This is a genomic window from Pedobacter sp. GW821-FHT01D05, assembly GCF_059422505.1.
The window spans coordinates 355,817-380,336 of the sequence record NZ_JBWKXA010000005.1 but is presented as its reverse complement, the minus strand read 5'-3'; the positions used below and the strand labels follow the sequence as shown (position 1 = coordinate 380,336).

Genomic DNA, 24,520 nt, shown 5'->3' with positions numbered 1-24,520 from the left:
TTTATAAGCTTAAGTTTGAAAAATTTTTTAATACTAGTTCGCCGGCTTTTCCCGATTTCTCAGGGTGGAACTGAACGCCGTAAAAATTGTCTTTTTGTACCGCTGCCGAAAACTTTAAACCATAATCAGCAGATGCGATGTCAAAAGTAGGGTTATATTCAATAAAGTACGAATGCACAAAGTAAAATTGTGTATTATCTTCAACACCTTCAAATAGTGAATTGTTTTTCGGACTCACCGCATTCCATCCCATGTGTGGTATTTTGATATTCAGCGACTTATCGAATTTTTTGGTTTTAACCGGAACGATATTTAAAAGCGCTGCATCGCCCTCTTCTGAATGTTCGGTAATAAGCTGCATGCCCACACAAATGCCAAGAACGGGTTTTGTTAGTTTTTTAATGGCTTCAACCAAGCCTGTCCCTTTCAGTTTTTCCATGGCTGCCCCCGCATGGCCAACACCAGGGATGATGATGTGGCTATATTTTTCGAGGTCGTTTTCGGTGTTTACCATGCCGTAAGCCACATTTAAGCGATCTAAAGCTGCGGTAAGGGAGAAGATGTTGCCTGCTCCGTAATTTACTATTCCAACTCCTAAATCCCCTGAAGGAGACTTTGAATTTTTATCGTTCATACAATTTGCATTATATTTTTGTTCCTGTTTTGAAAATGAATGTCAGCTTTTCAAAGGTGCTGTAGTCCCGCTATCGCTTATATTCCTCTCCCGATGAAGAATCGGGATGCGGGCTATTCCGCTCTATCGGGTTTATTAACAGCGGATGGGCGTCAAAACCCTCCGCCTTAAACCTTTTAGCCTTCCATCTTTCTTACAATAGCCCCTTAGTACTTGGCAAAACCATTTTCTCGGCATCGCGTTTGATTGCCATTTTAATCGCTTTCGCAAATGCTTTAAAAATAGCTTCAATCTTATGGTGCTCGTTATCACCTTCTGCTTTTACGTTTAAATTGCATTTTGCAGCATCACTGAACGATTTAAAGAAATGATAAAACATTTCTGTAGGCATATCGCCAACTTTCTCGCGTTTAAATTCAGCATCCCAAACAATCCAGTTTCTTCCTCCAAAATCAATGGCTACCTGTGCCAGGCAATCGTCCATTGGTAAGCAAAAACCATACCTTTCAATGCCTAGTTTATTGCCTAATCCTTTAGCAAAGGCTTCTCCAAGCGCAATGCCAGTATCTTCTATGGTGTGGTGCTCATCAATATGTAAATCACCTTTAGCAATTACCTCTAAATCTACACTTCCATGTCTGGCAATCTGATCAAGCATATGATCGAAGAAGTTTAATCCTGTTTCGATTTTGGCTTTTCCTGTTCCGTCCAGATCAAGGTTAATGGTAATATCGGTTTCGTTGGTTTTGCGTTCGTGGTGAATTTTTCTGCTTCCTGCTTTAAGCAGGTTGTAGATGTCTTCCCATTTCCTGGTTTCCAGAATAATCACATCCAACAACGTTTCATGTTTATCTAATGCTTCAGTAGAACCCAATGCATCATTCTGACGAAGAAAAATCGCTTTAGCACCCAGGTTTTTGGCCAAAACCACATCATTTAAGCGATCGCCGATCACGAAAGAATTTTTCAGATCGTAATCTTCACTGAAATATTTTGTTAACAAAGCAGTACCAGGCTTACGGGTAGGGGCATTGTCTTTCGCAAAAGTTCTATCAATCACAATTTCACTAAAATGAACGCCTTCGCCCTCAAAAGTATCCAACATAAAATTGTGGATCGGCCAGAAATTTTCTTCAGGATTTGAGAGTGTTCCCAAGCCATCCTGGTTGGTAACCATCACCAGTTCATAATCCAGTTCGGCTGCAATTTTTGATAAATAATATAATGAGCGCGGATAGAATTTAAGCTTCGCAAAGCTATCTACCTGTTCATCGTCAGGCTCGATATTTAACGTTCCATCGCGGTCTATAAATAATACTTTTTTCATAGGAATATATCTTTTTTTAACGGTAATGAAGCTATCATGAGCATATTTTTCACAAGTTTCTATTTGATTTTTGTGTTCAAGAGCTCGCAGGCTCGGTTCATTGCTGTTTGCGAGCGGTATGCTCATGATGGTTTCATCTTAAAAATTTTCTAGAACAGTTAATAGTTTGTCGTTTTCTTCTTTTGTACCCACTGTAATCCTCAAACATCCTTCACACAAAGTTACTTTAGAGCGGTCGCGTACAATGATACCCTGATCAACCAAAGTGTCGTAAATTTTTAAGGCATCGGTAACTTCTACCAAGATAAAATTAGCATCAGAAGGATATACTTTTTTAACAATATTTAGTGCAATTAAAGCCTTACTTAAACGGTCTCTTTCTGCAACAGATTCTTTAATCCAATCGTTAACCTGAGCGATGTTTTTTAGCGCTTCAAAAGCTAAATCCTGCGTAGCCTGATTGATGTTATAGGGTGGCTTAATTTTGTTCAAAACATCGATCACTTTTGTTGAAGAAAATGCCATGCCTAAACGTAAAGCGGCAAGCCCCCAGGCTTTCGAAAAAGTTTGCAAAACCACTAGGTTTCCGTACTCGGTTAACTCCTGAATGAAGGTCTTCTGACGGGCGTAATTAATGTACGCTTCATCCACCACAACGATGCCATTAAAGTTGGCTAAAATGGTTTCAATATCTTCGCGGTTTATCGAATTTCCGGTCGGATTATTTGGTGAACAAATGAAAATTAATTTCGTGTTTTTGTCGATCGTTTCTGCGATCTTCTCCATGTCTAATTGGAAGTTCGGGAGCAGGCTAACCTTGCGTATTTCTACATCGTTTATGTTAGCCGAAACTTCGTACATTCCGTAAGTTGGTGGCAGTACAATTACGTTGTCTTTTCCAGGATTACAAAAAGCGCGGAACAATAAATCTATCGCTTCATCGCTACCGTTTCCTAAAAAAGTGTTCTCAATGGGCACACCTTTTATTTTGCTGATTGCATCTTTCAGATCCAGTTGCAATGGATCAGGATAACGGTTGTAATTTGCCGGTAATGGCGAGCCATAACTGTTCTCGTTTGCATCTAAAAATACTGATGCCTGACCTTTAAATTCATCCCTTGCGGTAGAGTAGGGGCGAAGGTTTTTTATATTTTCTCTTACTAAATCGTTAATGTCCATTTTAATATTTTTATTCGTCACCCTGAATTTAATTCAGGGTCTTTTTAATTATATAGATGCTGAAATAAATTCAGCATGACGGCCTCATTATATAGGTTTACCTTAATTTAATTCTTCAATCTAATACTCACTGCATTCTTATGCGCTTCGAGGCCCTCAGCTTCTGCAAGTATTTCAACTGTAGTGCCAATGTTGTTTAATCCATCAGCCGATAGATGCTGAAAAGTGATTTTTTTCAGAAAAGCATCAGTTGATACGCCCGAATAAGCTTTTGCGAAGCCACTGGTTGGTAATGTATGGTTGGTTCCAGAGGCATAATCGCCAACACTTTCTGGTGTAAAATTGCCTAAAAATACCGATCCAGCGTTGATAATCGATGGAATAAGGCTTTGGAAATGTTCAGTAGCCAATATTAAATGCTCTGGCGCATATTCATTTGAAAATTGCATCGCCTCATCTAAATTTTCAGCTAAGACAGCATAAGAATTGGCTATTGCTTTTGCTGCTATCTCTTTTCGTGGCAGGATAGTAAGCTGATTTTCAATCTCTTTTAACGTATCAGCAATGATCTGATTAGAAGTAGCCACTAAAATAGCCTGACTATCAGATCCATGTTCAGCCTGCGCGAGTAGATCTGCAGCAATAAATGACGGATTGGCAGTCTCATCAGCGATGACCAATACCTCCGATGGTCCGGCGGGCATATCGATAGCCACTTTATTTTGAACCATGGTTTTTGCTGTGGTTACATAACGGTTGCCTGGACCGAAGATCTTATATACCTGTGGTACACTTTCCGTTCCGAAAGCCATTGCAGCAACAGCTTGTGCACCTCCAATCAAGAATAATTTTTCTATACCCAGTAGCACTGCGCAATAAGCCAGATAACAATTGGTTTTACCATCACGCTGCGGAGGAGAGCACACTACAATTTCTTTACAGCCTGCGATGATTGCCGGAGTAGCCAGCATTAAAAAAGTGCTGGGTAAAACGGCAGTTCCACCTGGAATATAAAGGCCAACTTTTTCAATTGCCCTCGATTCGCGCCAGCACACCACGCCTGGCATTGTTTCGATTTTATCTTCAGTTTTTAACTGCGACTGGTGAAAAGTTTTGATGTTTTGGTAAGCCGTATCGATCGCTTTTTTTGCTTCAGCCGGAATGGTAGATGCAATTGCTTTCAATTCTTCCGCATCTAAAAATAGCTTCTCGAGATCAACTTTGTCAAATGCTTTTGCAAAGTTAAAAAGTGCCTGGTCGCCATCTTTTTTTACCGTGCTGATGATGTCGGTTACCCGTTCTTCAACCAGTTTATCGTCTTCAATTTGCCTCGAACAAAGTTCTTCAATTTTTGATTTAGATAAATCTGTATAATTGTAGATTTTCAATGTTTTATAATTTAAAATTAACTAATAGTTAATATGAGTTTAACGATTTTATCTGATTATTTTCTCGATTGGCATTACTAAAATACCTTCGGCACCAGCTGCTTTTAAACTGTTTATTTTATCCCAGAAATCTTCTTCGGCAATTACAGAGTGAACGGCAACCCAGTTCGGTTCGAAGAGTGGAACCACGGTTGGACTTTTTACACCCGGAAGTAAATCGACTACTTTTTGAAGGTTATCCTTTGATACATTTAGTACCACATATTTGTTAGATTTTGCACTGAGTACAGAGCGGATGCGCTGCAGCAATTCTGCAACTTCAGGATTGTTGGCTATTGATTTGTTTCCGATTAAAACAGCTTCCGATTGCATCACATCAGCGAAAGGTTTTAGTCCGTTGCTCTTTAATGTTCCGCCTGTTGATACGATATCAAAAATGGCATCACTTAAGCCTAAACCCGGACCAATTTCTACGGATCCGGAAATGGTTCTGATATCAGATTTTATTCCTTTTTCCTGTAAGAATTTTTCGAGGATTACCGGGTAGGAAGTAGCAATCGCTTTGCCATTTAACTCTTCCAGTTTTTGGATATTACTGGTAGCCTGAACAGCAATTTTTAGGGTACATTTTCCGAAGCCTAATTTTTGCAGATAATCTACCTCGGCTTTGGTTTCTACAATTACGTTTTCACCAACAATACCCAAATCGGCAATGCCATCCTGTACATATTCAGGAATATCATCATCCCGAAGGAAGAGAATTTCTAAAGGAAAATTGGTAACGGTTGAGATGAGCGAGCTTTTGTAGTTTTCGAAAGATAAACCACAGTTTTTAAGTATTTCTACAGATTTTTCGTTTAACCTACCCGATTTCTGGATAGCGATTTTAAGTGTTTTCAAAGTATTGAATATAGAGTGAACAAGAAATTATTTTACGGAAAAAAGTTTTGAAGTACAAAACAAACATATCATATCGCCTATCGGCGATGGTGTAAATGTAAGTGATGGTTCAAAGTTAAATTCATAAATTATTTCTGCCAGTATCAATACGTTAGCTGATAAGCGCTGGCAAATATAGTGTTTGAAATGGGAAAACAAAAAATAATGGCACTTAATTTGCCATTATGCTGTTTTTATTGCCAATAACCATTATTTTGTATTAAAATTTTACGTATTTGAAAAAGTTCCGCTTTCTAATTCTGCCCTTTATTTTATTTATTTCTGCCTGTGGATGGTTTAAAAGCCCACCAGAGATCGGGAAAGTGCTTGCTGAACATTTCAAGAATAAAATCTACAAAGATTTCGATACTGTAGCTTATGATAGCATTTTTGTGAAAACAATGGACAGTCTTTCGGGCAAGTTCGTTAATCCAAAAACCATTAAAGCCTTTTATGCCAATAATTATGCTCAACCTAAGCTGGTTACGCAGTTTTACATCAATGGCGAGTTAGACTCGCTGGTAAATTATTTAGATCAGAGTAAGGTGCATGGCTTTAACCCAAAGATTTTTAAAACTGATGAGATCAAAAGTTTGTTAGCAGCGTTAACGGCCAATAAATTTAAAAAGGTTGAAGAAAGTTATCCTGTAATTGCCAAATTAGAGTTATTATCAGCAAATGCTTATCTGAACTACAATAATTACCTTAAATATGGGGTGGTAAACCCACGCACTATTTTTTCGCGTTATTACATTAAAGTTAAACGACCGGATAGCTTGGGGATGACTAATCTTTTAAATAGTAAAAGTCTTGTGGACACCTTAAAATCTGTCCAGCCAAAATCGGCTCAATATAAAGCTTTGCAAGCTGCCTATTTAAATACAGATCTTAAAAGTGAGCAGCGGATTTTATTACTGAACATGGAACGTTTCCGTTGGAAAATGCCAGAGACAGGGGACAATTATGTGCAGGTAAATATTCCTGATTTTAGATTAACCTGGATCGATAAAACAGATACTGTAATTACAATGAAAGTTTGCGTTGGTGGGAGGCGTGAAAACGGTTATGAAGAGAAGCTAAAAGCCTTTGCAAAATCAGGCAATTTAGATGATAAACCAAAGAACCATGAGACACCTTTATTGTTCAGCAAAATCAATTCTATTCAGGCCAATCCGATCTGGAATATTCCGGTAAGTATTGCGCAAAGTGAGATCTATTGGATGGCCAGAAAAGATCCATATTATTTATCAAATAGTAACATCAGAGTGTACTATAAAGATAAGCTGATTGGTGAGCCTGATACCATCAATTGGAATAAGTATTCACGTGATAAATTACCCTTTAAATTTAAGCAGGGATCTGGCGGTGGAAATGCTTTAGGAAAGTTCAAATTCATCTTCGATAATAGCTCGAGTATTTACCTGCACGATACCAATAACAAGAACGGATTTAACCTAACAAACCGGGCTATAAGTCATGGTTGTGTGCGTATCGAAAAACCACTCGAATTTGCCGAACTCTTGGTGAAAGATTCTTACACTTATGATAAGCTTAGGGCAGAGGTGGATTTACCCCCGATTGATAGCACTCACGTAAAATGGTATAAAAAACGCATGGCGCAAAAGGCTGATACGCTTAAAACCTTTCAGTTAAAACCAGCCTGGTTTGCCCCAAAGAAAAATGTTCCATTACTGATCACCTACATTACTGCCTGGTCTCAAAATGACAAGATCGAATACAGGCCGGATGTTTACGGCATGGACGAAAAACTTTGGGCAGCGATGAAGAAGTTTAGGTAAAATTCGGTCGGCAGTTTCGATCTTCTTCGTTAAAAGGATTAACTTTGTGTTGTTTTAACACAAATTAAAGAATGATCGATCAAAATATCAAAATCGCTGTTGATGCTATTGTTTTTGGCTATGAAAAAGGAAAGCTTTATGTACTGGCTGTTCAGCAGCGTTTTGGTAAGTTAGCCGATCGCTGGGTTTTACCGGGTGGATTTATTTTAAATGATGAGCCTTTAATAACCGCAGTAGAGCGAGAGCTGAAAGAAGAGGCCGGTATAACCGTAAATTATCTTGAACAGCTGGGTACTTTTGGTGATGATATCAATCGTGATGAACGCTTCAGGGTAATTTCTGTAGCTTATTTTGCACTGGTTAATCCTAATAATTTTGTATTAAAAGCCGATACTGATGCTAAAGATGCGAAATGGTTTCCCGTTACTCAAATTCCGGAATTGGGCTACGATCACAATGAAATGGTTAATCTCGCACATCAGCGTTTAAAAAGTAAACTCACTTATCAACCAATCGGTTTTGATCTGTTGGATCAGGAATTTCTCTTTTCCGATCTTGAAAATCTGTACTGCTCCATTTTAGAAAGAGATATAGACCGACGGAATTTCAGAAAAAAAATTCTAAGTTTTGGAATTGTTACAGAAACCGATAAAGTGGTTAAAATGGGTGCTAGTGGCAGGCCGGGCAAACTTTTCACCTTCGATAAGGCAAAATATAATCAGCTTTTGAAGGAAAATTTCCAATTCGACATTAGGTTTGCGTAAAATAAACACAAATTATTCTTTGCATTCTAAAAATGATTTTTATATTTGTGTAAATAATACGCAAATATATGTTAAATCTTAATCCAAGTTTTACTCCGCTAGGCGAAAATAACTTAATCGAATACAAATCTTTCTTATTTGCGGGTGGCGAACCACACATTAAAATTTCGAACAATTTTGATGTTGCTGCTCCGGTTACCATTACGCAAAGAATAAATTCCTTTAATGATTTAGGTATGATCTGTATTACGGTTGATGCCTTGAGGAGAATTGGCGTAAAAGAAATCGAACTTTTTATACCATACTTTCCGGCTGCAAGGCAAGATCGGGTGATGATTCCTGGCGAGCCTTTATCGGTGAAAGTTTATGCCGATATCATTAACGCCATGGCTTTGGCAAGTGTTACCGTTTTTGATCCGCATAGCGAAGTAACACCAGCCTTGCTCAACAACTGCATAACGGTTTCCAATCACGAATTTATAAAACAGGTGATTGCAAAAATAGGTGCAGAAGTAAAACTCATATCCCCTGATGGAGGTGCCTTAAAGAAAATTTATAAAGTATCTGAATTTTTAGGTGGTGCAGAAGTAGTAGAGTGTTCAAAAAGCCGGGATGTAAAAACAGGAAAACTTTCAGGATTTAAAGTATATGCAGAAGATTTAGCTGGTGCTGATTGTTTAATTGTAGATGATATCTGTGATGGTGGTGGTACATTTATTGGCTTGGCAGAAGCGCTAAAGGCTAAAAATGCTGGGAAACTTTATTTAGCGATTAGTCATGGCATATTTAGTAAAGGTTTTGATGAGCTGGGCAGATATTTCGAGCAAATTTTTACTACTGATTCGATCAAAGAAGTTGATCATGATGGGGTAACACAGATAAAATTGGTTGATATTTTAAAATAAACTTTGGTTATTGCTATATAAAATGTAAAACAGATGAGAACCACAGTTATCCATAGTTCAATATTCGGCCTGGTGGTTGGTGATGCTTTAGGTGTTCCTGTCGAATTTAAGAGTAGGAGCTATTTGACCAGGTTTCCCGTATTGGACATGCTAGAGTATGGTGTTCATGGTCAACCTATGGGTACTTGGAGTGACGATAGCTCGCTTACGTTTTGTTTAGCCGAAAGTCTGTGCAGTGGTTATAATTTAGATGATATTGCTCAGAAATTCCTTCAATGGTTTAATGCTGAAATTTGGACCCCTCATGGAAAAGTTTTCGATATCGGTATAGCAACGGCTGAAGCCATCAAAATGATAAAACGTGGCGCTGATCCGGTTTTATGTGGTGGAGCATCAGAAATGGATAATGGAAATGGATCTTTGATGAGAATTCTACCTCTGTTATTTTATCTTCAAGATAAAAACGACTTGCAGCATATTTTTCAGCGGGTAAAAGAAGTTTCATCCATTACCCATGCGCACTTTCGGTCGGTTTTTGCTTGCTTTATCTATATCGTTTATGGTTTGGAGCTTTTAAAGGAAAAGGATAAAAGTGAAGCGTATTTTAAAATGCAGTTTAAACTCAAAAATTTTATCGCTGATAATGATTTTGAGCAAAGGGAAATAGATCTGTTTAAAAGGGTTTTGATAAATGATGTCTCAACAGTTCCAGAAAACGAGATTTATTCTTCTGGTTATGTGCTGCACAGTCTCGAAGCTAGCTTATGGTGTATCCTCAATACCGGAACTTATCAGGATGCCGTTCTAAAAGCAGTTAATCTTGGCGACGATACTGATACAACTGGGGCAATTACAGGCGGTTTGGCAGGTTTGATTTATGGTTTTGAATCTATTCCTGAAAAATGGCTTAATGCAATCGTTAAAAAAAATCAAATAGAAGAACTCTGTGAAAAAATGAATATGGTGGTTATGAAAAAGCAGAAATACAATGTTGCAGATATAAAAGAAAGTACTGAATTTCTATTTTTTTGGGGACATCAAGGTCCGAAAAATGGAACGCTTTCTAAAGCTTGTTTAAGCCAGTGGTGGCCGTCTCCATTTGTTGAACATGACATCATCTATCAAACAGCTGAACATTACATGATGGCAAAAAAGGCTTTATTATTTGATGATCAACAGGTTTTTGAAAAAATATTAAAGAAAAAATCTCCCAAAGATGTAAAAGATCTGGGGCGACAGATCAGAAATTTTGATGCTGCAAAGTGGGATGCTCATAAATATGAAATTGTAAAACAAGGAAATCTACTTAAGTTTTCTCAAAATGAAGATTTGAAGTTTTTCCTTTTGCAAACTAGAGATAAAGTCCTGGCCGAGGCCAGTCCGGTTGATGCAATTTGGGGGATCGGTTTGGCTGAAGATAGTTCGAATGCTTTCATTCCCGGAAATTGGAAAGGTTTAAACCTATTAGGGTTTGCATTGATGGAAGTTAGGGATGAGATACCCAATCTTTGATGTTAAGACCAATCATTAATTAACGAATTAGATAAAATGATTTTAGAACTAATCAAAGCCGATATAACAGAAATAAAAGCCGATGCAATCGTTAATGCGGCAAATAGCTCTTTGCTTGGTGGCGGAGGGGTAGATGGTGCCATTCACAGAAAAGGTGGTAAAGCCATTTTAGAAGCTTGCGTAGCCATCAGAGATAAACAAGGGAATTGCAAAACCGGAAATGCCGTAATTACAACGGCAGGTAATTTACCGGCAAAATATGTGATCCATACGGTTGGACCTGTGTGGAATGGTGATAGCGAAGAAAAAAATGCTTTGCTTGCAGATTGCTACCGCAACAGTTTAACCTTAGCCGTAGAAAATGATGTTAAGATTATTGCTTTCCCAAACATCAGCACAGGGATTTATCATTTCCCTAAAGATATAGCAGCAGATATTGCCATTGCCACGGTAAATAATTTTGCTGAAGAAGAAAAAATAGAAAAGGTAATCTTCGTTTGTTTCGACGATGAGAATTACCGGCTCTATGACGAAAAACTCAATCGCATTAAACAATGATATGAGTTGTTAACAGAATTACAAAATGAAAATAACAGTAAAAAAATATAAAGAACAGATATTAGAATGGCCAACTTCAGGATGCCATATTATGGCTCAGTATGATGATGAAAAAATAATCGTTTATCAAGCTTACCGAAAAGAAATCGGTGAATTTGCAGTCAAAAATCAATTTTTTGGAGGTGAATTCAGCTTAAACCGAATGACATGGATTAAGCCTAATTTTCTATGGATGATGTACAGAAGTGGTTGGGGTAAAAAAGAAGGACAAGAAGTTACTTTAGCAATACACCTTAAAATATCCGCATTCCGTAGTTACCTTGAAAATGCGGTTTATACATCATATGATCAAACTGAGGGTGTTTCGCATGACGAATGGAGAAATGGCTTAGAAAGCGCTAACATTCGCTTGCAATGGGATCCAGATCACGATCCTTATGGAGCAAAACAAGAAAGAAGAGCAATCCAGATTGGATTAAAGAATATTTTCATCCATTCTTTCGCTAAAAATGATATTTTGTTAATTGAAGATATCAGCGAATTTGTAAAGGAACAGCATGAGTTTGTTCAAAATCATCAACTGGAAAATTTAATCATACCCGCTGAAAAACCTTTCCTTTTTAACGATGAAACATTGAATAAAAAATTGAAACTCATAAATCAATACGCTCATGGAGAATAAAATAACAAAAGGAATCAGTAAGCTGCTAAGTTATATTTTGAGACATTCACCAGAAACCATAGGCTTAGAACTTGACGAAAACGGTTGGGCAGATGTAAATGAGTTAATTGCCAAGTTTGACCTTTATGACAGAAGAATAGATTTTGAACAGCTTGATTACATTGTTGAAAATAACGACAAAAAGCGATTTGCCTTCAATGATGATAAAACTAAAATAAGGGCAAGCCAGGGGCATTCCATTTCAATAGAGCTAAACCTTGATGAAGCCGAACCATTGGCCTACCTGTATCATGGTACAGTTGAAAAGTTCCTGCCGGGTATTAAATCGCAGGGACTGCAAAAAATGAGTAGACAGCATGTGCATTTAAGTGCCGATAGGGAAACGGCCAATAAAGTAGGTGGCAGGAGGGGGAAACCGGTTATCCTTACCATTAATAGCGGAGAGATGCACAGGGCAGGCTATAAATTTTATTTATCAGCTAACAATGTGTGGCTTACAGATGTTGTGCCCGCTGAATATATAACGTTTTAACATGGGCAGAACATTAGTAATAGGTGATATACACGGGGGATTAAAAGGTTTAGTTCAGTTATTCGAGCGTGCAGAAGTAACAAAAGCTGACAAGCTGATTTTCCTTGGCGATTATGTGGATGGATGGAGCGAATCGGCACAGGTAATTGATTATTTGATGCAATTGGAAGAAAGCCATCAGTGCATTTTTATCAAAGGCAATCATGATGCCTGGTGTATTGATTGGTTAGAGAAAGGTATGGTTGATGAGGTTTGGTTTGTTCATGGTGGTAAATTAACCATGGAGAGTTACAAAGATACTTCTGATGCGATCAGGCAAAAACACTTAAATTTCTTTGAGCGGATGAAAGATTATTACGTGGATGAGCAGAACAACCTCTTTATCCACGCGGGTTTTTCTTCCATGCACGGTCCTGAGAAAGAACGTTATTCATCCAATTATTCGTGGGACCGGACACTTTGGGAAATGGCACTGACTATGGATAACCGGATCAAAAAAGATTCGGCAATTTATCCGAAACGTTTATTGCTTTATCACGAAATCTACATTGGCCATACCCCAACACTTTACTACAATGTTAACATACCCATGCAGGGTTGTAATGTTTGGAATATCGATACCGGCGCTGCATTTACCGGGAAATTAACCTGTTTGGATATCAAAACAAAAGAATTTTGGCAAAGCGATACCTTGCAAAGCCTTTATCCAAATGAAAAGGGAAGAAATAAATAATTAATAATAAATAAAATACCATGATGAATCCATTATTATTAACAGACGGTTATAAAGTTGACCACCGCAGACAGTACCCAGAAAATACTACATTGGTTTATTCTAACTGGACGCCAAGAAAAAGCAGGCTAGAAAACGTAAACCATGTGGTGCTTTTTGGCTTGCAGTATTTTATCAAAAAATACATCATTGAAGATTTTAACCAGAATTTCTTTAAACAGCCAAAAGAAGAAATTCTTAAAAAATACGCCCGCAGGATCAATAATTACCTGGGAGAAAATTTGGTAGGTATACAACATATAGCTGATTTACACGATCTGGGTTATATTCCAATGGTTTTTAAATCATTACCAGAAGGTGCTGAAGTGCCTTTGCGTGTGCCCATGTTTACGATGTACAATACAAAGTCTGAATTTTTCTGGTTAACCAATTATTTCGAAACCTTACTGTCAGCAGTAGTGTGGTTGCCATGCAATTCTGCTACCATAGCCAAACAATACCGTGCCATTTTGGATCAATATGCCGCAGAAACCTCTTCAGTTCCAGAATTTGTAGATTGGCAGGGACACGATTTCTCTATGCGCGGAATGGGTGGGATAGAAGCTGCGGTAACTTCGGCAGCCGGGCATTTATTGAGTTTTACCGGAACAGATACCATTCCAGCCATCGATTTTTTAGAAGAGTATTACAATGCAGATTCAGATAAAGAGTTAATCGGTGGATCAGTAGCTGCTACAGAACACTCTGTAATGTGTATGGGGACCAATACTGGAGAGCTCGAAACCTTTAAACGTTTGATTTTAGAAGTTTACCCGAAAGGAATTGTATCTATCGTTTCTGATACCTGGGATTTATGGAAAGTGCTGACGGAGTATCTACCTGTTTTAAAAGATAATATTATTGCCCGTCCAGGTAAAGTGGTAATCAGGCCAGATTCGGGAGATCCGGTTGATATTATCTGCGGAAATCCAAATGGTAAAAACGAAAATGAGAAAAAGGGTGTGATCGAACTGCTTTGGGACGTTTTCGGTGGAAAAACCAACGACAAGGGATTTAAAGAACTCGTTCCGCAGATTGGTGCCATTTATGGAGATAGCATTACTACAGAAAGAGCTACCCAGATTTGCGAACGCTTAAAATTGAAAGGTTTTGCCTCTACCAATGTTGTTTTTGGCATCGGTTCATTTACCTATCAGTACAATACACGCGATACTTTTGGTTTTGCGATGAAAGCCACTTATGGAGAAGTAGACGGCATCGGTCGCGAGATATTTAAAGATCCGATTACCGACGATGGCACCAAGAAATCAGCAAAAGGTTTACTACAGATTTTTAAAAATACGGAAGGCGAATACGAATTGAAAGATCAGTGCAGCTGGGCAGAAGAAGCACAGGGCGAATTGAAAGAAATTTTTAGAGATGGAAAGTTATTGACCGATTATTCTCTCGCCGAAATTAGAGAAAGGCTAAAGAATAGTTAACTTCGCCAAGTTTTTAATCGACTGGCTTTTGGCTGGTCGATTAATTTTTTGAAAGATACAATGCAGAACAACCCCACATTTAACCATCAGGCTGATATCGTAAATAGTGCCATTAGATTTATAAACGCATGGTTTAAACAGTCGAAGGCCGTTACCGACGAACTGAATGATTTTTTTATTCTCCCAGGTAATAAAGTTATTGGTAAGGATGTTATTATTGGTCGGTTGAAAGGTATTTTCGGCCGTTCTGATGAATATGTTGGTGGCAGGTACGATATTATTGATGTTAATTTCGAACTTTTGAATGGTGATAAAGGTATGGGCTTTGTTGAAGGCGTTGCGGGCTATAGAGATGTTGTTCAAAAACAATCGAAAATTGTAAGCGGACCCTTTAAACTGTATTTCGCATTGCACAACGGTGGCTGGAAAATTGTAAATATCGAATTTCCGGGCTTTAGTTATTAAAACGACTTTATTACAATAGTAATTCGCCACTTTCCATAATTTTTCTATCTTTGGTTTTTAATGAATTTCCTTTATCCGGGCTTTCTTTTTGCACTAATATCGGTTGCCATCCCGGTTATCATTCATTTATTCAATTTCAGGAAGTTTAAGAAGGTTTATTTCTCTAATGTTCAGCTTTTAAAAGAAGTAGAGCAGCAAAATTCTTCCAAAGAAAAACTTAAAAACCTGCTTATACTTTTGTCGCGGATTTTGGCAGTCATCTTTTTGGTGTTGGCGTTTGCCCAGCCTTATATTCCAGCGCACAATCAAAAAACTACCGCTTTAAATAATGTAGTAAGCATTTACATCGATAATTCTTATAGCATGGAAGCCATTAATAAAGATGGCAACCTGCTCGATGAAGCCAAGCGGAGGGCAAAAGAACTGGTAAAAGGTTTTGGAATGAACGATCGTTTTCAACTCCTGAACAATAATTTTGAGGGAAAACATCAACGGTTGTTAAACAAGGAAGCGTTTTTAAAGGCATTGGATGATGTTAAAATCTCGGCAGCAAACCGTAATCTCCAACAGATAATAAACCGACAGGGGAATGTTTTAACGGGTTCTGTAAATAAGTATAGCTTTCTGATCTCCGATTTTCAAAAAAATATCTCCACCGTCAATAAACTCGATACAAAAGCAGATATTCAATATTCATTTTTGAAACTGAATGCCAATACATTGCCGAATGTTGCAATAGATAGCGTTTGGGCACTTTCGCCAAATCATCAGCCGGGCGCAAATGAACGATTGGTTGTGCAGTTAAAAAATTACTCTGAAGAAGAAGCAAAAAATATTCCTCTAAAACTCAGCATCAACAACCAGCAGAAAGGATTAGGCGCAGTAACCATACCTGCAGGCAAAACGGTTAAAGATACCCTGAATTTCTCGGGATTGAACGCGGGATGGCAAAAAGGTATCATCAGCATTAAAGATTTTCCGGTAACCTTTGATGATACGTTGTCATTCAGTTTTAAGGTCGATGAAAGTTTTCCAGTTCTGAGTATTAACGGAGCCAATGCCGGCAGTTACATTAAGGCACTATTTGCTGCCGATCGTTATTATAAACTCACAGAGAATGCCGAAAGCAATGTGAATTATAGCAATTTTGCCAGTTATGGCCTGATTGTGTTGAACGGATTAAAGAATCCATCAACAGGATTGGCACAACAGTTAAAAACCTATTTGAATGCAGGTGGTACAGTGGTGCTTTTTCCTGATTTAGATGCCAATATTCAAAATTATAACTCTTTTTTAAGCGGGTTATCGCTTCCTGCCATTCAAGTTTTGAATACGACAGCAAGCAAGGTTGACCAGATTGATCTGCAAAACCCCATTTTCAAGACTGTTTTTGAGGAAATTCCGAAAAATCTTGATCTTCCAACAGTTTCCCGTTATTATACTTTTGTAGAGAAAAATACCTCGAATAAAGAAGATATTATGTTATTGCCCGGCAGAAAACCTTTTTTCTCTAAGTATGGGGTAGGCAACGGACAGGTCTATTTATCAGCATCTGGATTAAATACAAGTGACGGAAATTTAGCCCGCCATCCGGTTTTTGTGCCACTGATTTATCGTTTGGCATTGAGTGGGGGAAATGAAATGCCCTTATACTACAACCTCGGTAACGATAATGCATTGGCAGGTAAAAAGATTACACTGGCTAAAAACCAAAGTTTAAAAATTACTGCGGATGGTTTCGAAGCGATTCCTGAAACCCGTCAGGCAGATGGAAAAACGCTGATTTACATAGCAGATCAAATAAAAAATGCAGGCTTTTATAACCTGAAACTTGCAGATTCGCTACTTGCTATTTACAGTTTCAATAATGGCAGAACAGAATCTGACATGCATTATTTAGACAAAACAGCACTCAATCAGTTGGCTGACAAGGGCAATCTGAAAATATTTGATACCGATAAAGATGCCGTTAAATTAATTGCCGGCGCCAATAAAATCGGGCAGACTTTATGGAAACTTTGTCTAATTTTGTCGCTGATTTTTATTGCAGCAGAAATTTTGCTCATCCGATTTTTTAACAACACAAAAAAAACAATATGAATCTCCTGGTTAAAAATGTTACCGTTGCCGATCCGCAAAGTAAATTCAACACTCAACAATGCGATGTTCGGGTAGAAAATGGCAAAATTAAAAACATAGGTAAATTAACCGCCGATAAAAGCGAAACTGTTTTTGATGCCCAGGGCGCTTTCTTAACGCCTGGTTTTTTCGATCTAAACTGCGTAGCTGGAGATCCGGGTTTCGAAACCAAGGAAGATATTCAAACATTAACCGCAACCGCAAAAGCTGGAGGTTTTACAGGCTTGGCTTTATTGCCGCAAACCAGTCCGGTTGTACAGTCAAAATCCCAGGTAGAATACATTATCAATAAGGCCAAAAATAATCTGGTTGATGTTTTACCAGTGGGGGCGATAAGTCAGAACCGTGAGGCAAAGGAGCTTGCCGAACTTTTCGATATGCAACAGGCTGGTGCAGTAGCTTTTTCTGATGGGGATAGGGCCTTGCAGGATGATGGTTTTATGAGCCGTGCATTACAATATGCAAAAGGCTTCGATGCACTATTGATGGTTTATCCTGAAAATAAATCCATAGCTGGCAAATCGCAGATTAACGAGAGCAAAAACTCTGTGCTGTTGGGCATGAAGGGTTTACCTGCATTGGCTGAAGAAATGCATATTGCCCGCGATATTTTCCTGGCATCTTATAATGAAACCAAAATCCACATTAGCAATATTTCAACTGCCGGGGCTGTAGCACTGATCCGTAAAGCAAAGAAAGATGGCGTTCAGGTTTCGTGCGATGTAACAGCACATCACCTGGTGTTTACAGAAGAACTTTTGAGCGATTTTGATAGCAACTATAAGGTTAAGCCACCACTGCGTGGAAAAGCAGATGTAAAGGCACTAATTGCTGGTTTAAAAGACGGAACCATCGATGCCATTACTTCTCAGCACCGTCCGGAAGAAATCGAATTTAAAAATGTAGAGTTCGAAATTGCCCACTACGGCATCATCGCTTTACAAACCGTATTGCCACTGTTATTAAAGGCTGGATTGGATATCGCTTTAATTGCAGAGAAATTGGCCATTAATCCGCGCAAATTATTAAATTTAACTGTTCCGGTAATCGAAGAAGGCGCTGAAGCCAACTTTACCATTTTTAACACGACAGAAAAATGGTTATACAATGCCGCAAATAACCAATCAAAATCGGCAAATAGTCCGTTATTGGGTACCGAGCTTACCGGAAAAGTAACTTTGGTTTATAATAATAGTCAGTTTCAAATGAGCTAAAAGTCTAAAGACTAAAGCTGAAAGATCAAGATAGTTGTGATCTAATAATCCTTAAATCTTAAAAATCCTAATTGTATGGACAATAGAGTAAAAAAAGCACTAAGTGCAGCCATTAACAAGTATGCTGAGGTTTCGGCTACCAATGTAGAAGGTTTTGAAACAGAGTTATTAGCTGCTTTTGAACTTGATGTTAACTTTTTAGATAAAGCTACTGCTTTCGATGCCGTTTTTGATGCTCATCCAAAGTTTGAAGAATTGCGCGAAGTATTTTTCGATTTATTAATGGTGAATTTCTTTAGCAGTGACGTACAGAAACTGGAAGACGATTATTTGGAAAGTGAGGAGTGGGCGAATATCGAAGAAGAAACCATAGACAGAGGAACCGAATTATTAAACCTTCTGCTTTACATTAAAGAATGCAAGGATGAAGATTTAGATCCTGAATTGGGCGATTTCTTAAAAGAGTTTTTGTTGGTAGAAGATGATGAGTTTCAGGATGAATTCGAAATTTATGAAGAACTGATCAGCAACCAGCAGTTGGCAGAAAGCAGTGTAGAAGAGATTTGTAAAACCGCTGCAAATTTGAATATCAGTGAAGAAATGCAAGAATTATTTGTACCTTTTATGGCCTTTTTCCTTGATGTAGAGGGAAGTGCAGAAACAACTAAAGAAATAATTCAGTATAGTAGTAACAAATCGTTCGATTCTGCTACTTATATATTAATTACAACAATTAATAGTTAAAATAATTTATCATGGAACAACAAATACTTCAAGACGAAAAGAAACCCAATGCACTGGCCTTTAAAGTTGCAATAAGTTTTGCAGTTTATTCAATTGTATTAATTTATCTGTTAAAATTGCTTGGTATTGATGCAACAAACCCGGATTTACCGATAGCAGAAAAAATTATTGCAATGATTCTCTCTTATGGTGTATTTTTTATATCGATAATTTATACCCAGATTACACATAAGAAAGAGCTTGGAGGGTATATTACGTACGGAAGAGCATTTTCTACCGGTTTTAAGGTAGCTGCTTATGCCGGTTTGTTTGTGGGCTTGCTTTTCATTTTGTATTACAAAGTTCTAGATCCAACTGCTTTAGATAAAATTGCTGATGCAGCGATAGAAAAAGCGAATGGTAATGAGCAACAGATAAAAGGTATTGAAATGATGCGCGGATATATGTGGATTTTTACTGCTTTTGGAGCTGCTATTGCCTATACATTACTTGGCTTGATTATAAGTTTAATCAGCGCAGCTATTCTTAAAAAAGATAGAGTTTAATTTTTTATAAAGTTTTCCAACGTGCAGGTTTTATCATTTAATTTGGTAAAGGTTGCACGTTTTTTCGTTTTTCGTCATCTCGACTGAAGCGTAGCGAAATGGAGAGATCTATCGAATTAGATTTCTCGGCTACGTTGTACTTCGCTCGAAATGACGACCCTGGGAGTATACATATTTATTGCTGAAGGTAATAGAAATGAAATAACTATCTTTGAAGGAAATACTTGGTCAAAATTTAATTTCTTGCCAAAATGGAAAATAATAATAATATTGAATTAAGAGAAAAGATACGTTTAGGTCTTAGCCTAGCTTTCAAAAAATTGGTTGCTTACAAAGCTAAGAACGACGGTGTTTTGGTTTTTTCAGACCAGGGAAAAATCGTGAGAGTAAAGGCTAAAGACATAAAATTATAATTAAGATCAAAAATTTTGAACGTGCAGGTTTTATCATTTAATTTGATGAAATTTGCACGTTTTACTTTAAACAAACCTCGCAGGTTTTAGAAACCTGCGAGGTTTATGCTTAAAAAATGGATATATCAGTTGTAGTACCCTTATTTAATGAAGATGAATCTTTGCCAGAGTTAACGGCCTGGATTGATAAAGTGATGATTGCCAATAACTTCAGCTATGAAATTATTTTGGTTGATGATGGTAGTACCGATAGATCGTGGGCGGTGATTGAAGAATTGAGACTTCAAAACCCTGCCATTAAAGGCATTAAGTTCAGAAGGAATTATGGTAAATCGGCAGCTTTAAATGTTGGTTTCGAAGCTACTCAGGGCGATGTGGTTATTACCATGGATGCCGATCTGCAGGATAGTCCGGATGAAATCCCTGAATTACACCGCCGCATAAAAGAAGAAAAGCTTGATATCATTTCAGGCTGGAAAAAGAAACGTTACGATCCGATTACGAAAACTATCCCAACTAAACTATTCAATGCGGCTACCCGCAAAATGAGCGGCATAGAACTGAACGATTTTAACTGTGGCTTAAAAGCTTACCGTAGCGATGTGATCAAAACCATCGAAGTTTATGGTGAAATGCACCGTTACATACCAGTAATTGCCAAATGGGCCGGATTTAATAAAATAGCCGAGCAGGTGGTAGAACACCGCGCCCGTAAATATGGCACAACCAAATTTGGTTTCAGCAGATTTATAAACGGCTTTTTAGATTTACTTTCCATTTTCTTTGTGGGTAAATTCGGCAAACGCCCAATGCACTTTTTTGGTTCGTTAGGGGTTTTAAGCTTCTTTATCGGTATAATTATGGCACTTTACATATTATTCGAAAAGAAATATTTGATATGGCAAGGTTTAGCTTACCGCGATGTAACCGATCAACCTTTGTTTTATTTATCGCTGGTTGCCATTATTGTTGGTTCGCAGATGTTCCTGGCCGGTTTTATTGCCGAACTCTTATCGCGTAACGCACCAGAAAGAAACCAATATTTGATAGAAAAGGAATTAAGGTAGAAGGTTAGAAGGCGGAAGGTTTTATCCGCCCAATCCCTCAACCTCTAACCCCTCAACCCTCAACCCCAAAAAATGTTTTTCTCCATCATCATTCCTCTTTATAATCGTCCTCAGGAAATTGACGAACTATTAAATACCCTAACCAAACAAACCTATTTACAGTTTGAGGTTTTGGTTATTGAAGATGGTTCGAAAAACGATGCAAAGGCCATTGTAGCTTCTTATGCAGATAAACTGGATATTAAATATTACTTCAAAGAAAACGCGGGGCAGGGTTTTGCCCGTAATTTTGGTTTCGAAAGGGCTACTGGCGATTATTTTATCATTTTTGATTCAGATATCCTTGTTCCCAGCGATTACCTTGAGATCGTCAAAAATTACCTCTACGAACATCATTTAGATGCTTACGGCGGCCCGGATGCTGCGCATGAGAGCTTCACGCCTGTGCAAAAAGCCATCAGCTATGCCATGACATCGCCTTTCACCACCGGTGGAATCCGCGGGAACAAACAGCATGTAGGGCAATTTCATCCACGCAGTTTTAACATGGGCGTTTCCCGTCAGGCCTGGGAGAAAGTAGGTGGTTTTATCTTAACCAGGTTAGGTGAGGATATTGAATATAGTATCCGTATTCACGAAAACGGCTTTAAGATCGGTTTGATTCCAGACGCAAAGGTTTATCATAAACGCCGGACAAGTTTTAGTCAGTTTTATAAACAGTTACATTTTTTCGGGAGAGCAAGGATCAATATTTACAAACATTTCCCAAAAGAATTAAAACTTGTACATTTTTTTCCTGCACTATTTACATTGGGTTTTGGTTTCACCATTTTGTGTAACTTTATATATCCTCCATTGGCATATGTTTGTAACTTCTTCTTATTGATTTACTTTATGTTGATATTTTTTCATTCATGGTCTGTAAATAAATCGTTAAAAGTTGCATTTTTGAGCATTATATCTTCGTTTATCCAATTAACCGCTTATGGTTTAGGATTTATACAGGATTTATTTAAACGTGTGGTATTCAAACAACAATGATAAATTATTTAAAAGAAAGTACGTTCGCCGTTAATGATGTAATTCAAAAAGCGTGGAGCATTACCAAGAAACACTATTTCTCGATTGCTACGCTATGTTTTTTGATGTTTATTACCGCAAGTGCATCGAGTTTAATGGCCTTTTTTATTAAAGATGTAAGCAAGGCATTAAGCGTTGTGATGGTGATTATTTTCGTTTTGCTTTATTTTACCATCAACCTTTCGCTGTTTAAATATATTTTCCATTTAATGGACGATGAAGAAAACGATGTGAAAATTGTGGATACGCTTCCAACCAGACAACAAATTATCAGATTCCTATTGGCTACCCTTTATTTTGTGGGCTGTATCCTCGGCGTTTATCTGGTGGTAATCCTGGTTGCTTTTCCTTTTATTTATACAGGTATTAATGTAACAATTGTTAAAAACGTGGCCATTTCAGTTGGCATTATTGCCATATTTATCACTTGGTTAAGAATTTCATTTTTCCCGTTTTTTATTATTGATAAAGGCGCAACGCCTTTCGATTCGATTAAATTGAGTTTGGCTACCACTAAAGGAAATTTCACTAAGATTTTATTGCTATTAGTGGTTTTAGGTGGAGGTTATTTAATTTATCTCTTACTAAACTACCTGCAATGGCCGTTGGTGGCTTTCATTGTAAATATTTTAAGTTCATTTATCATCGTTCCACTTTCTAGTGTAGCCTTAACTGTTGCATACCGCAAAATTTCGAGCGAATATAAAGGCGATGAGCATCCGGATATTTTGCATAATATCGTTTAACCCCCAGCCCCTAAAGGGGAGTTAAAAATCAGATTTAAATTTATGGAAAAAGAAAAGAACGGCAGAAAGGAAAAGTCCCCTTCAGGGGGTTGGGGGCTTAAAGCAGCATTAAGTAAACCCTTTGCGGCATTTGTAGTTTGGCAGATTAACAAATGGAAGCATAATGCCCTAAATGCTCAGCATAATATCCTGAAAAAGCTGATTGATGAGGCTAAACATACTGCATTTGGAAAAGATCATCATTTCGCTGAGATTAAAACCTATGCCGATTTTAAAAAACAGGTTCCCGTTCAGGACTATGAAGGATTAAAATCTTATGTAGATCGCGTAGTAGCGGGTGAAGCCGATGTACTTTGGAAGGGTAAACCACTCTATTTTGCCAAAACATCAGGTACCACTTCAGGTGTAAAATATATTCCGCTATCGAAAGAATCGATGCCTGAACATATAAAAGCTGCCCGCAATGCTATTTTAACATATATTAATGAAACAGGCAAGTCCGATTTTGTAAACGGAAAGATGATCTTTCTGCAAGGGAGTCCGGTTTTAAGTGTAAAACACGGAATCAATGTTGGGCGTTTATCAGGTATTGTGGCCCACCATGTGCCAGCCTATCTGCAAAAGAACCGATTGCCTTCTTACGAAACCAATATTATCGAAGATTGGGAACAAAAAGTTGATGCCATTGTTGAGGAGACCATCAATGAAAACATGACTTTGATTTCGGGTATTCCACCTTGGGTACAAATGTATTTCGATAAACTTTCAGAGAAATCGGGCGGGAAGAAAATTGCCGAAATATTCAAAAATTTTAGTCTGTTTATTTATGGTGGTGTAAATTTTGAGCCTTATCGGGCAAAAATTGAACAAAGCATCGGGAAGAAAATTGATGCGATAGAAACTTACCCAGCTTCGGAGGGGTTTATTGCCTACCAGGATTCACAAAAGGATAAAGGTTTATTATTATTGGCCGATGCGGGGATTTTTTACGAATTTGTTCCTGCTGATGAACATTACAATGATAATCCGACACGGTTATCGCTTGGCGAGGTTGAACTAGATACCAACTATGCGTTAATTTTAAATACCAATGCTGGTTTGTGGGGCTACAGCATCGGCGATACCATTAAGTTTGTTTCGAAAAACCCTTACAAAATTGTGGTAACCGGACGGATAAAACATTTCATTTCTGCCTTTGGCGAACATGTAATAGGAGAAGAGGTAGAACAGGCAATTTTGAGCGTGGCCAATGAAGAAGAGGTAGAAATTACAGAATTTACCGTTGCGCCTCAGGTTAACCCTGAAACTGGTCAATTGCCTTACCACGAGTGGTTTGTAGAATTTTCATCTGCACCAAAAGATATGGCTGCTTTTAGCAAAAAGGTTGACGAGGCTTTGCAAAAGAAAAATATTTATTACTTTGACCTGATTGAAGGAAACATCCTTCAGCCATTGATTATACGTACTTTGCAAAAAGATGCTTTTGTAAACTACATGAAAAGTGAAGGGAAGTTAGGTGGACAGAACAAAGTACCGCGTTTGAGCAATGATAGGAAGCTAGCGGATGGGCTGGAGAGGTATATTGTTTAACTAATCTTCCTCGGTTCGTGTCCTCACGAAACGAAATGAGGAAAAGTAGCTGACGCTTTGGAAAGGTACATTATTTAATTACCA

General features: G+C 37.9%; 24 protein-coding genes. 19 read left to right on the top strand and 5 right to left on the bottom strand.

The window, feature by feature from the left end:
* Window position 1 precedes the first annotated feature (1 nt).
* From hisH to hisG, 5 genes are all read right to left on the bottom strand, one after another.
* Window positions 2-634 carry an imidazole glycerol phosphate synthase subunit HisH gene (hisH, locus tag AC07VK_RS18975; RefSeq protein WP_230143677.1) on the bottom strand — a complete coding sequence of 211 codons (633 nt, stop codon included), beginning with the start codon at window positions 632-634 and terminating at the stop codon, window positions 2-4.
* Window positions 635-827: 193 nt separating this feature from the next.
* Window positions 828-1,961 carry a bifunctional histidinol-phosphatase/imidazoleglycerol-phosphate dehydratase HisB gene (gene hisB / locus AC07VK_RS18970; RefSeq protein ID WP_492962498.1) on the bottom strand — a complete coding sequence of 378 codons (1,134 nt, stop codon included), beginning with the start codon at window positions 1,959-1,961 and terminating at the stop codon, window positions 828-830.
* A 138-nt stretch (window positions 1,962-2,099) separates the two neighbouring features.
* On the bottom strand, window positions 2,100-3,140 hold the full coding sequence (gene hisC / locus AC07VK_RS18965) for a histidinol-phosphate transaminase (protein ID WP_492962496.1): 1,041 nt from the start codon (window positions 3,138-3,140) through the stop codon (window positions 2,100-2,102).
* 107 nt (window positions 3,141-3,247) lie between these two features.
* On the bottom strand, window positions 3,248-4,528 hold the full coding sequence (hisD, locus tag AC07VK_RS18960; RefSeq protein WP_492962494.1) for a histidinol dehydrogenase: 1,281 nt from the start codon (window positions 4,526-4,528) through the stop codon (window positions 3,248-3,250).
* A 48-nt stretch (window positions 4,529-4,576) separates the two neighbouring features.
* On the bottom strand, window positions 4,577-5,428 hold the full coding sequence (gene hisG / locus AC07VK_RS18955; protein WP_492954666.1) for an ATP phosphoribosyltransferase: 852 nt from the start codon (window positions 5,426-5,428) through the stop codon (window positions 4,577-4,579).
* A 275-nt stretch (window positions 5,429-5,703) separates the two neighbouring features.
* Between hisG and AC07VK_RS18950 the strand changes: the two genes are divergently transcribed.
* The 19 genes from AC07VK_RS18950 to AC07VK_RS18860 all read left to right on the top strand — a co-directional run bounded on the left by AC07VK_RS18950 (window position 5,704) and on the right by AC07VK_RS18860 (window position 24,436).
* Window positions 5,704-7,266 (top strand): L,D-transpeptidase family protein, encoded by a 1,563-nt coding sequence (locus tag AC07VK_RS18950; protein ID WP_492962492.1) that lies wholly within the window; start codon window positions 5,704-5,706, stop codon window positions 7,264-7,266.
* A gap of 71 nt (window positions 7,267-7,337) precedes the next feature.
* A complete protein-coding gene (locus AC07VK_RS18945; RefSeq protein WP_492962490.1) occupies window positions 7,338-8,030 on the top strand; it encodes an NUDIX hydrolase in 693 nt (230 codons plus the stop codon).
* A gap of 68 nt (window positions 8,031-8,098) precedes the next feature.
* Window positions 8,099-8,935, top strand: coding sequence for a ribose-phosphate diphosphokinase (gene prs / locus AC07VK_RS18940; protein ID WP_492962488.1), 837 nt, complete (start codon window positions 8,099-8,101; stop codon window positions 8,933-8,935).
* A gap of 33 nt (window positions 8,936-8,968) precedes the next feature.
* Window positions 8,969-10,447, top strand: a complete 1,479-nt coding sequence (gene ybiA, locus AC07VK_RS18935; RefSeq protein WP_492962486.1) for a riboflavin biosynthesis intermediates N-glycosidase — start codon at window positions 8,969-8,971, stop codon at window positions 10,445-10,447.
* A 36-nt stretch (window positions 10,448-10,483) separates the two neighbouring features.
* A complete protein-coding gene (locus AC07VK_RS18930; protein WP_492962484.1) occupies window positions 10,484-11,005 on the top strand; it encodes an O-acetyl-ADP-ribose deacetylase in 522 nt (173 codons plus the stop codon).
* A gap of 25 nt (window positions 11,006-11,030) precedes the next feature.
* Entirely contained in the window at window positions 11,031-11,687 is a 657-nt protein-coding gene (locus AC07VK_RS18925) for a DUF4291 domain-containing protein (protein ID WP_492962482.1), read from the top strand.
* A complete protein-coding gene (locus AC07VK_RS18920; protein WP_492962480.1) occupies window positions 11,677-12,219 on the top strand; it encodes an RNA 2'-phosphotransferase in 543 nt (180 codons plus the stop codon). The genes AC07VK_RS18925 and AC07VK_RS18920 overlap by 11 nt, the downstream gene beginning before the upstream one ends.
* Window position 12,220: 1 nt before the next feature.
* Window positions 12,221-12,952, top strand: coding sequence for a metallophosphoesterase family protein (locus AC07VK_RS18915; protein WP_492962478.1), 732 nt, complete (start codon window positions 12,221-12,223; stop codon window positions 12,950-12,952).
* Window positions 12,953-12,972: 20 nt separating this feature from the next.
* Window positions 12,973-14,433, top strand: coding sequence for a nicotinate phosphoribosyltransferase (locus AC07VK_RS18910; protein WP_492962477.1), 1,461 nt, complete (start codon window positions 12,973-12,975; stop codon window positions 14,431-14,433).
* A gap of 60 nt (window positions 14,434-14,493) precedes the next feature.
* Window positions 14,494-14,898, top strand: coding sequence for a hypothetical protein (locus tag AC07VK_RS18905; RefSeq protein WP_492962475.1), 405 nt, complete (start codon window positions 14,494-14,496; stop codon window positions 14,896-14,898).
* A 60-nt stretch (window positions 14,899-14,958) separates the two neighbouring features.
* A complete protein-coding gene (locus AC07VK_RS18900; RefSeq protein WP_492962473.1) occupies window positions 14,959-16,998 on the top strand; it encodes a BatA domain-containing protein in 2,040 nt (679 codons plus the stop codon).
* Window positions 16,995-18,251: a dihydroorotase gene (locus AC07VK_RS18895; RefSeq protein WP_492962471.1), complete on the top strand. Its 1,257-nt coding sequence runs from the start codon at window positions 16,995-16,997 to the stop codon at window positions 18,249-18,251. The genes AC07VK_RS18900 and AC07VK_RS18895 overlap by 4 nt, the downstream gene beginning before the upstream one ends.
* 75 nt (window positions 18,252-18,326) lie before the next feature.
* Window positions 18,327-18,995 carry a hypothetical protein gene (locus AC07VK_RS18890; protein ID WP_492962469.1) on the top strand — a complete coding sequence of 223 codons (669 nt, stop codon included), beginning with the start codon at window positions 18,327-18,329 and terminating at the stop codon, window positions 18,993-18,995.
* A gap of 11 nt (window positions 18,996-19,006) precedes the next feature.
* Window positions 19,007-19,540, top strand: coding sequence for a DUF4199 domain-containing protein (locus AC07VK_RS18885; RefSeq protein WP_492962467.1), 534 nt, complete (start codon window positions 19,007-19,009; stop codon window positions 19,538-19,540).
* A 251-nt stretch (window positions 19,541-19,791) separates the two neighbouring features.
* A complete protein-coding gene (locus AC07VK_RS18880) occupies window positions 19,792-19,953 on the top strand; it encodes a DUF8506 family protein (RefSeq protein WP_492962465.1) in 162 nt (53 codons plus the stop codon).
* 116 nt (window positions 19,954-20,069) lie between these two features.
* Window positions 20,070-21,020, top strand: a complete 951-nt coding sequence (locus AC07VK_RS18875) for a glycosyltransferase family 2 protein (RefSeq protein ID WP_492962463.1) — start codon at window positions 20,070-20,072, stop codon at window positions 21,018-21,020.
* A gap of 72 nt (window positions 21,021-21,092) precedes the next feature.
* Window positions 21,093-22,061, top strand: coding sequence for a glycosyltransferase family 2 protein (locus tag AC07VK_RS18870; RefSeq protein ID WP_492962461.1), 969 nt, complete (start codon window positions 21,093-21,095; stop codon window positions 22,059-22,061).
* Complete coding sequence (locus tag AC07VK_RS18865) at window positions 22,058-22,846, top strand: hypothetical protein (RefSeq protein WP_492954683.1); 789 nt, start codon at window positions 22,058-22,060, stop codon at window positions 22,844-22,846. The genes AC07VK_RS18870 and AC07VK_RS18865 overlap by 4 nt, the downstream gene beginning before the upstream one ends.
* A gap of 42 nt (window positions 22,847-22,888) precedes the next feature.
* On the top strand, window positions 22,889-24,436 hold the full coding sequence (locus AC07VK_RS18860) for a GH3 auxin-responsive promoter family protein (RefSeq protein WP_492962459.1): 1,548 nt from the start codon (window positions 22,889-22,891) through the stop codon (window positions 24,434-24,436).
* Window positions 24,437-24,520 lie beyond the last annotated feature (84 nt).

What these genes read in the sequence shown, in the direction of transcription:
- AC07VK_RS18920 (WP_492962480.1), top strand. Translation starts at nt 11,677, where the DNA reads ATGGAGAATAAAATAACAAAAGGAATCAGTAAGCTGCTAAGTTATATT.
- AC07VK_RS18925 (WP_492962482.1), top strand. Translation starts at nt 11,031, where the DNA reads ATGAAAATAACAGTAAAAAAATATAAAGAACAGATATTAGAATGGCCA.
- prs (WP_492962488.1), top strand. Translation starts at nt 8,099, where the DNA reads ATGTTAAATCTTAATCCAAGTTTTACTCCGCTAGGCGAAAATAACTTA.
- hisH (WP_230143677.1), bottom strand. Translation starts at nt 634, where the DNA reads ATGAACGATAAAAATTCAAAGTCTCCTTCAGGGGATTTAGGAGTTGGA.
- hisC (WP_492962496.1), bottom strand. Translation starts at nt 3,140, where the DNA reads ATGGACATTAACGATTTAGTAAGAGAAAATATAAAAAACCTTCGCCCC.
- AC07VK_RS18900 (WP_492962473.1), top strand. Translation starts at nt 14,959, where the DNA reads ATGAATTTCCTTTATCCGGGCTTTCTTTTTGCACTAATATCGGTTGCC.
- AC07VK_RS18910 (WP_492962477.1), top strand. Translation starts at nt 12,973, where the DNA reads ATGATGAATCCATTATTATTAACAGACGGTTATAAAGTTGACCACCGC.
- AC07VK_RS18890 (WP_492962469.1), top strand. Translation starts at nt 18,327, where the DNA reads ATGGACAATAGAGTAAAAAAAGCACTAAGTGCAGCCATTAACAAGTAT.
- AC07VK_RS18865 (WP_492954683.1), top strand. Translation starts at nt 22,058, where the DNA reads ATGATAAATTATTTAAAAGAAAGTACGTTCGCCGTTAATGATGTAATT.
- AC07VK_RS18895 (WP_492962471.1), top strand. Translation starts at nt 16,995, where the DNA reads ATGAATCTCCTGGTTAAAAATGTTACCGTTGCCGATCCGCAAAGTAAA.
- ybiA (WP_492962486.1), top strand. Translation starts at nt 8,969, where the DNA reads ATGAGAACCACAGTTATCCATAGTTCAATATTCGGCCTGGTGGTTGGT.
- AC07VK_RS18905 (WP_492962475.1), top strand. Translation starts at nt 14,494, where the DNA reads ATGCAGAACAACCCCACATTTAACCATCAGGCTGATATCGTAAATAGT.
- AC07VK_RS18945 (WP_492962490.1), top strand. Translation starts at nt 7,338, where the DNA reads ATGATCGATCAAAATATCAAAATCGCTGTTGATGCTATTGTTTTTGGC.
- AC07VK_RS18870 (WP_492962461.1), top strand. Translation starts at nt 21,093, where the DNA reads ATGTTTTTCTCCATCATCATTCCTCTTTATAATCGTCCTCAGGAAATT.
- AC07VK_RS18880 (WP_492962465.1), top strand. Translation starts at nt 19,792, where the DNA reads ATGGAAAATAATAATAATATTGAATTAAGAGAAAAGATACGTTTAGGT.
- AC07VK_RS18915 (WP_492962478.1), top strand. Translation starts at nt 12,221, where the DNA reads ATGGGCAGAACATTAGTAATAGGTGATATACACGGGGGATTAAAAGGT.
- AC07VK_RS18875 (WP_492962463.1), top strand. Translation starts at nt 20,070, where the DNA reads ATGGATATATCAGTTGTAGTACCCTTATTTAATGAAGATGAATCTTTG.
- AC07VK_RS18860 (WP_492962459.1), top strand. Translation starts at nt 22,889, where the DNA reads ATGGAAAAAGAAAAGAACGGCAGAAAGGAAAAGTCCCCTTCAGGGGGT.
- hisB (WP_492962498.1), bottom strand. Translation starts at nt 1,961, where the DNA reads ATGAAAAAAGTATTATTTATAGACCGCGATGGAACGTTAAATATCGAG.
- AC07VK_RS18930 (WP_492962484.1), top strand. Translation starts at nt 10,484, where the DNA reads ATGATTTTAGAACTAATCAAAGCCGATATAACAGAAATAAAAGCCGAT.
- AC07VK_RS18885 (WP_492962467.1), top strand. Translation starts at nt 19,007, where the DNA reads ATGGAACAACAAATACTTCAAGACGAAAAGAAACCCAATGCACTGGCC.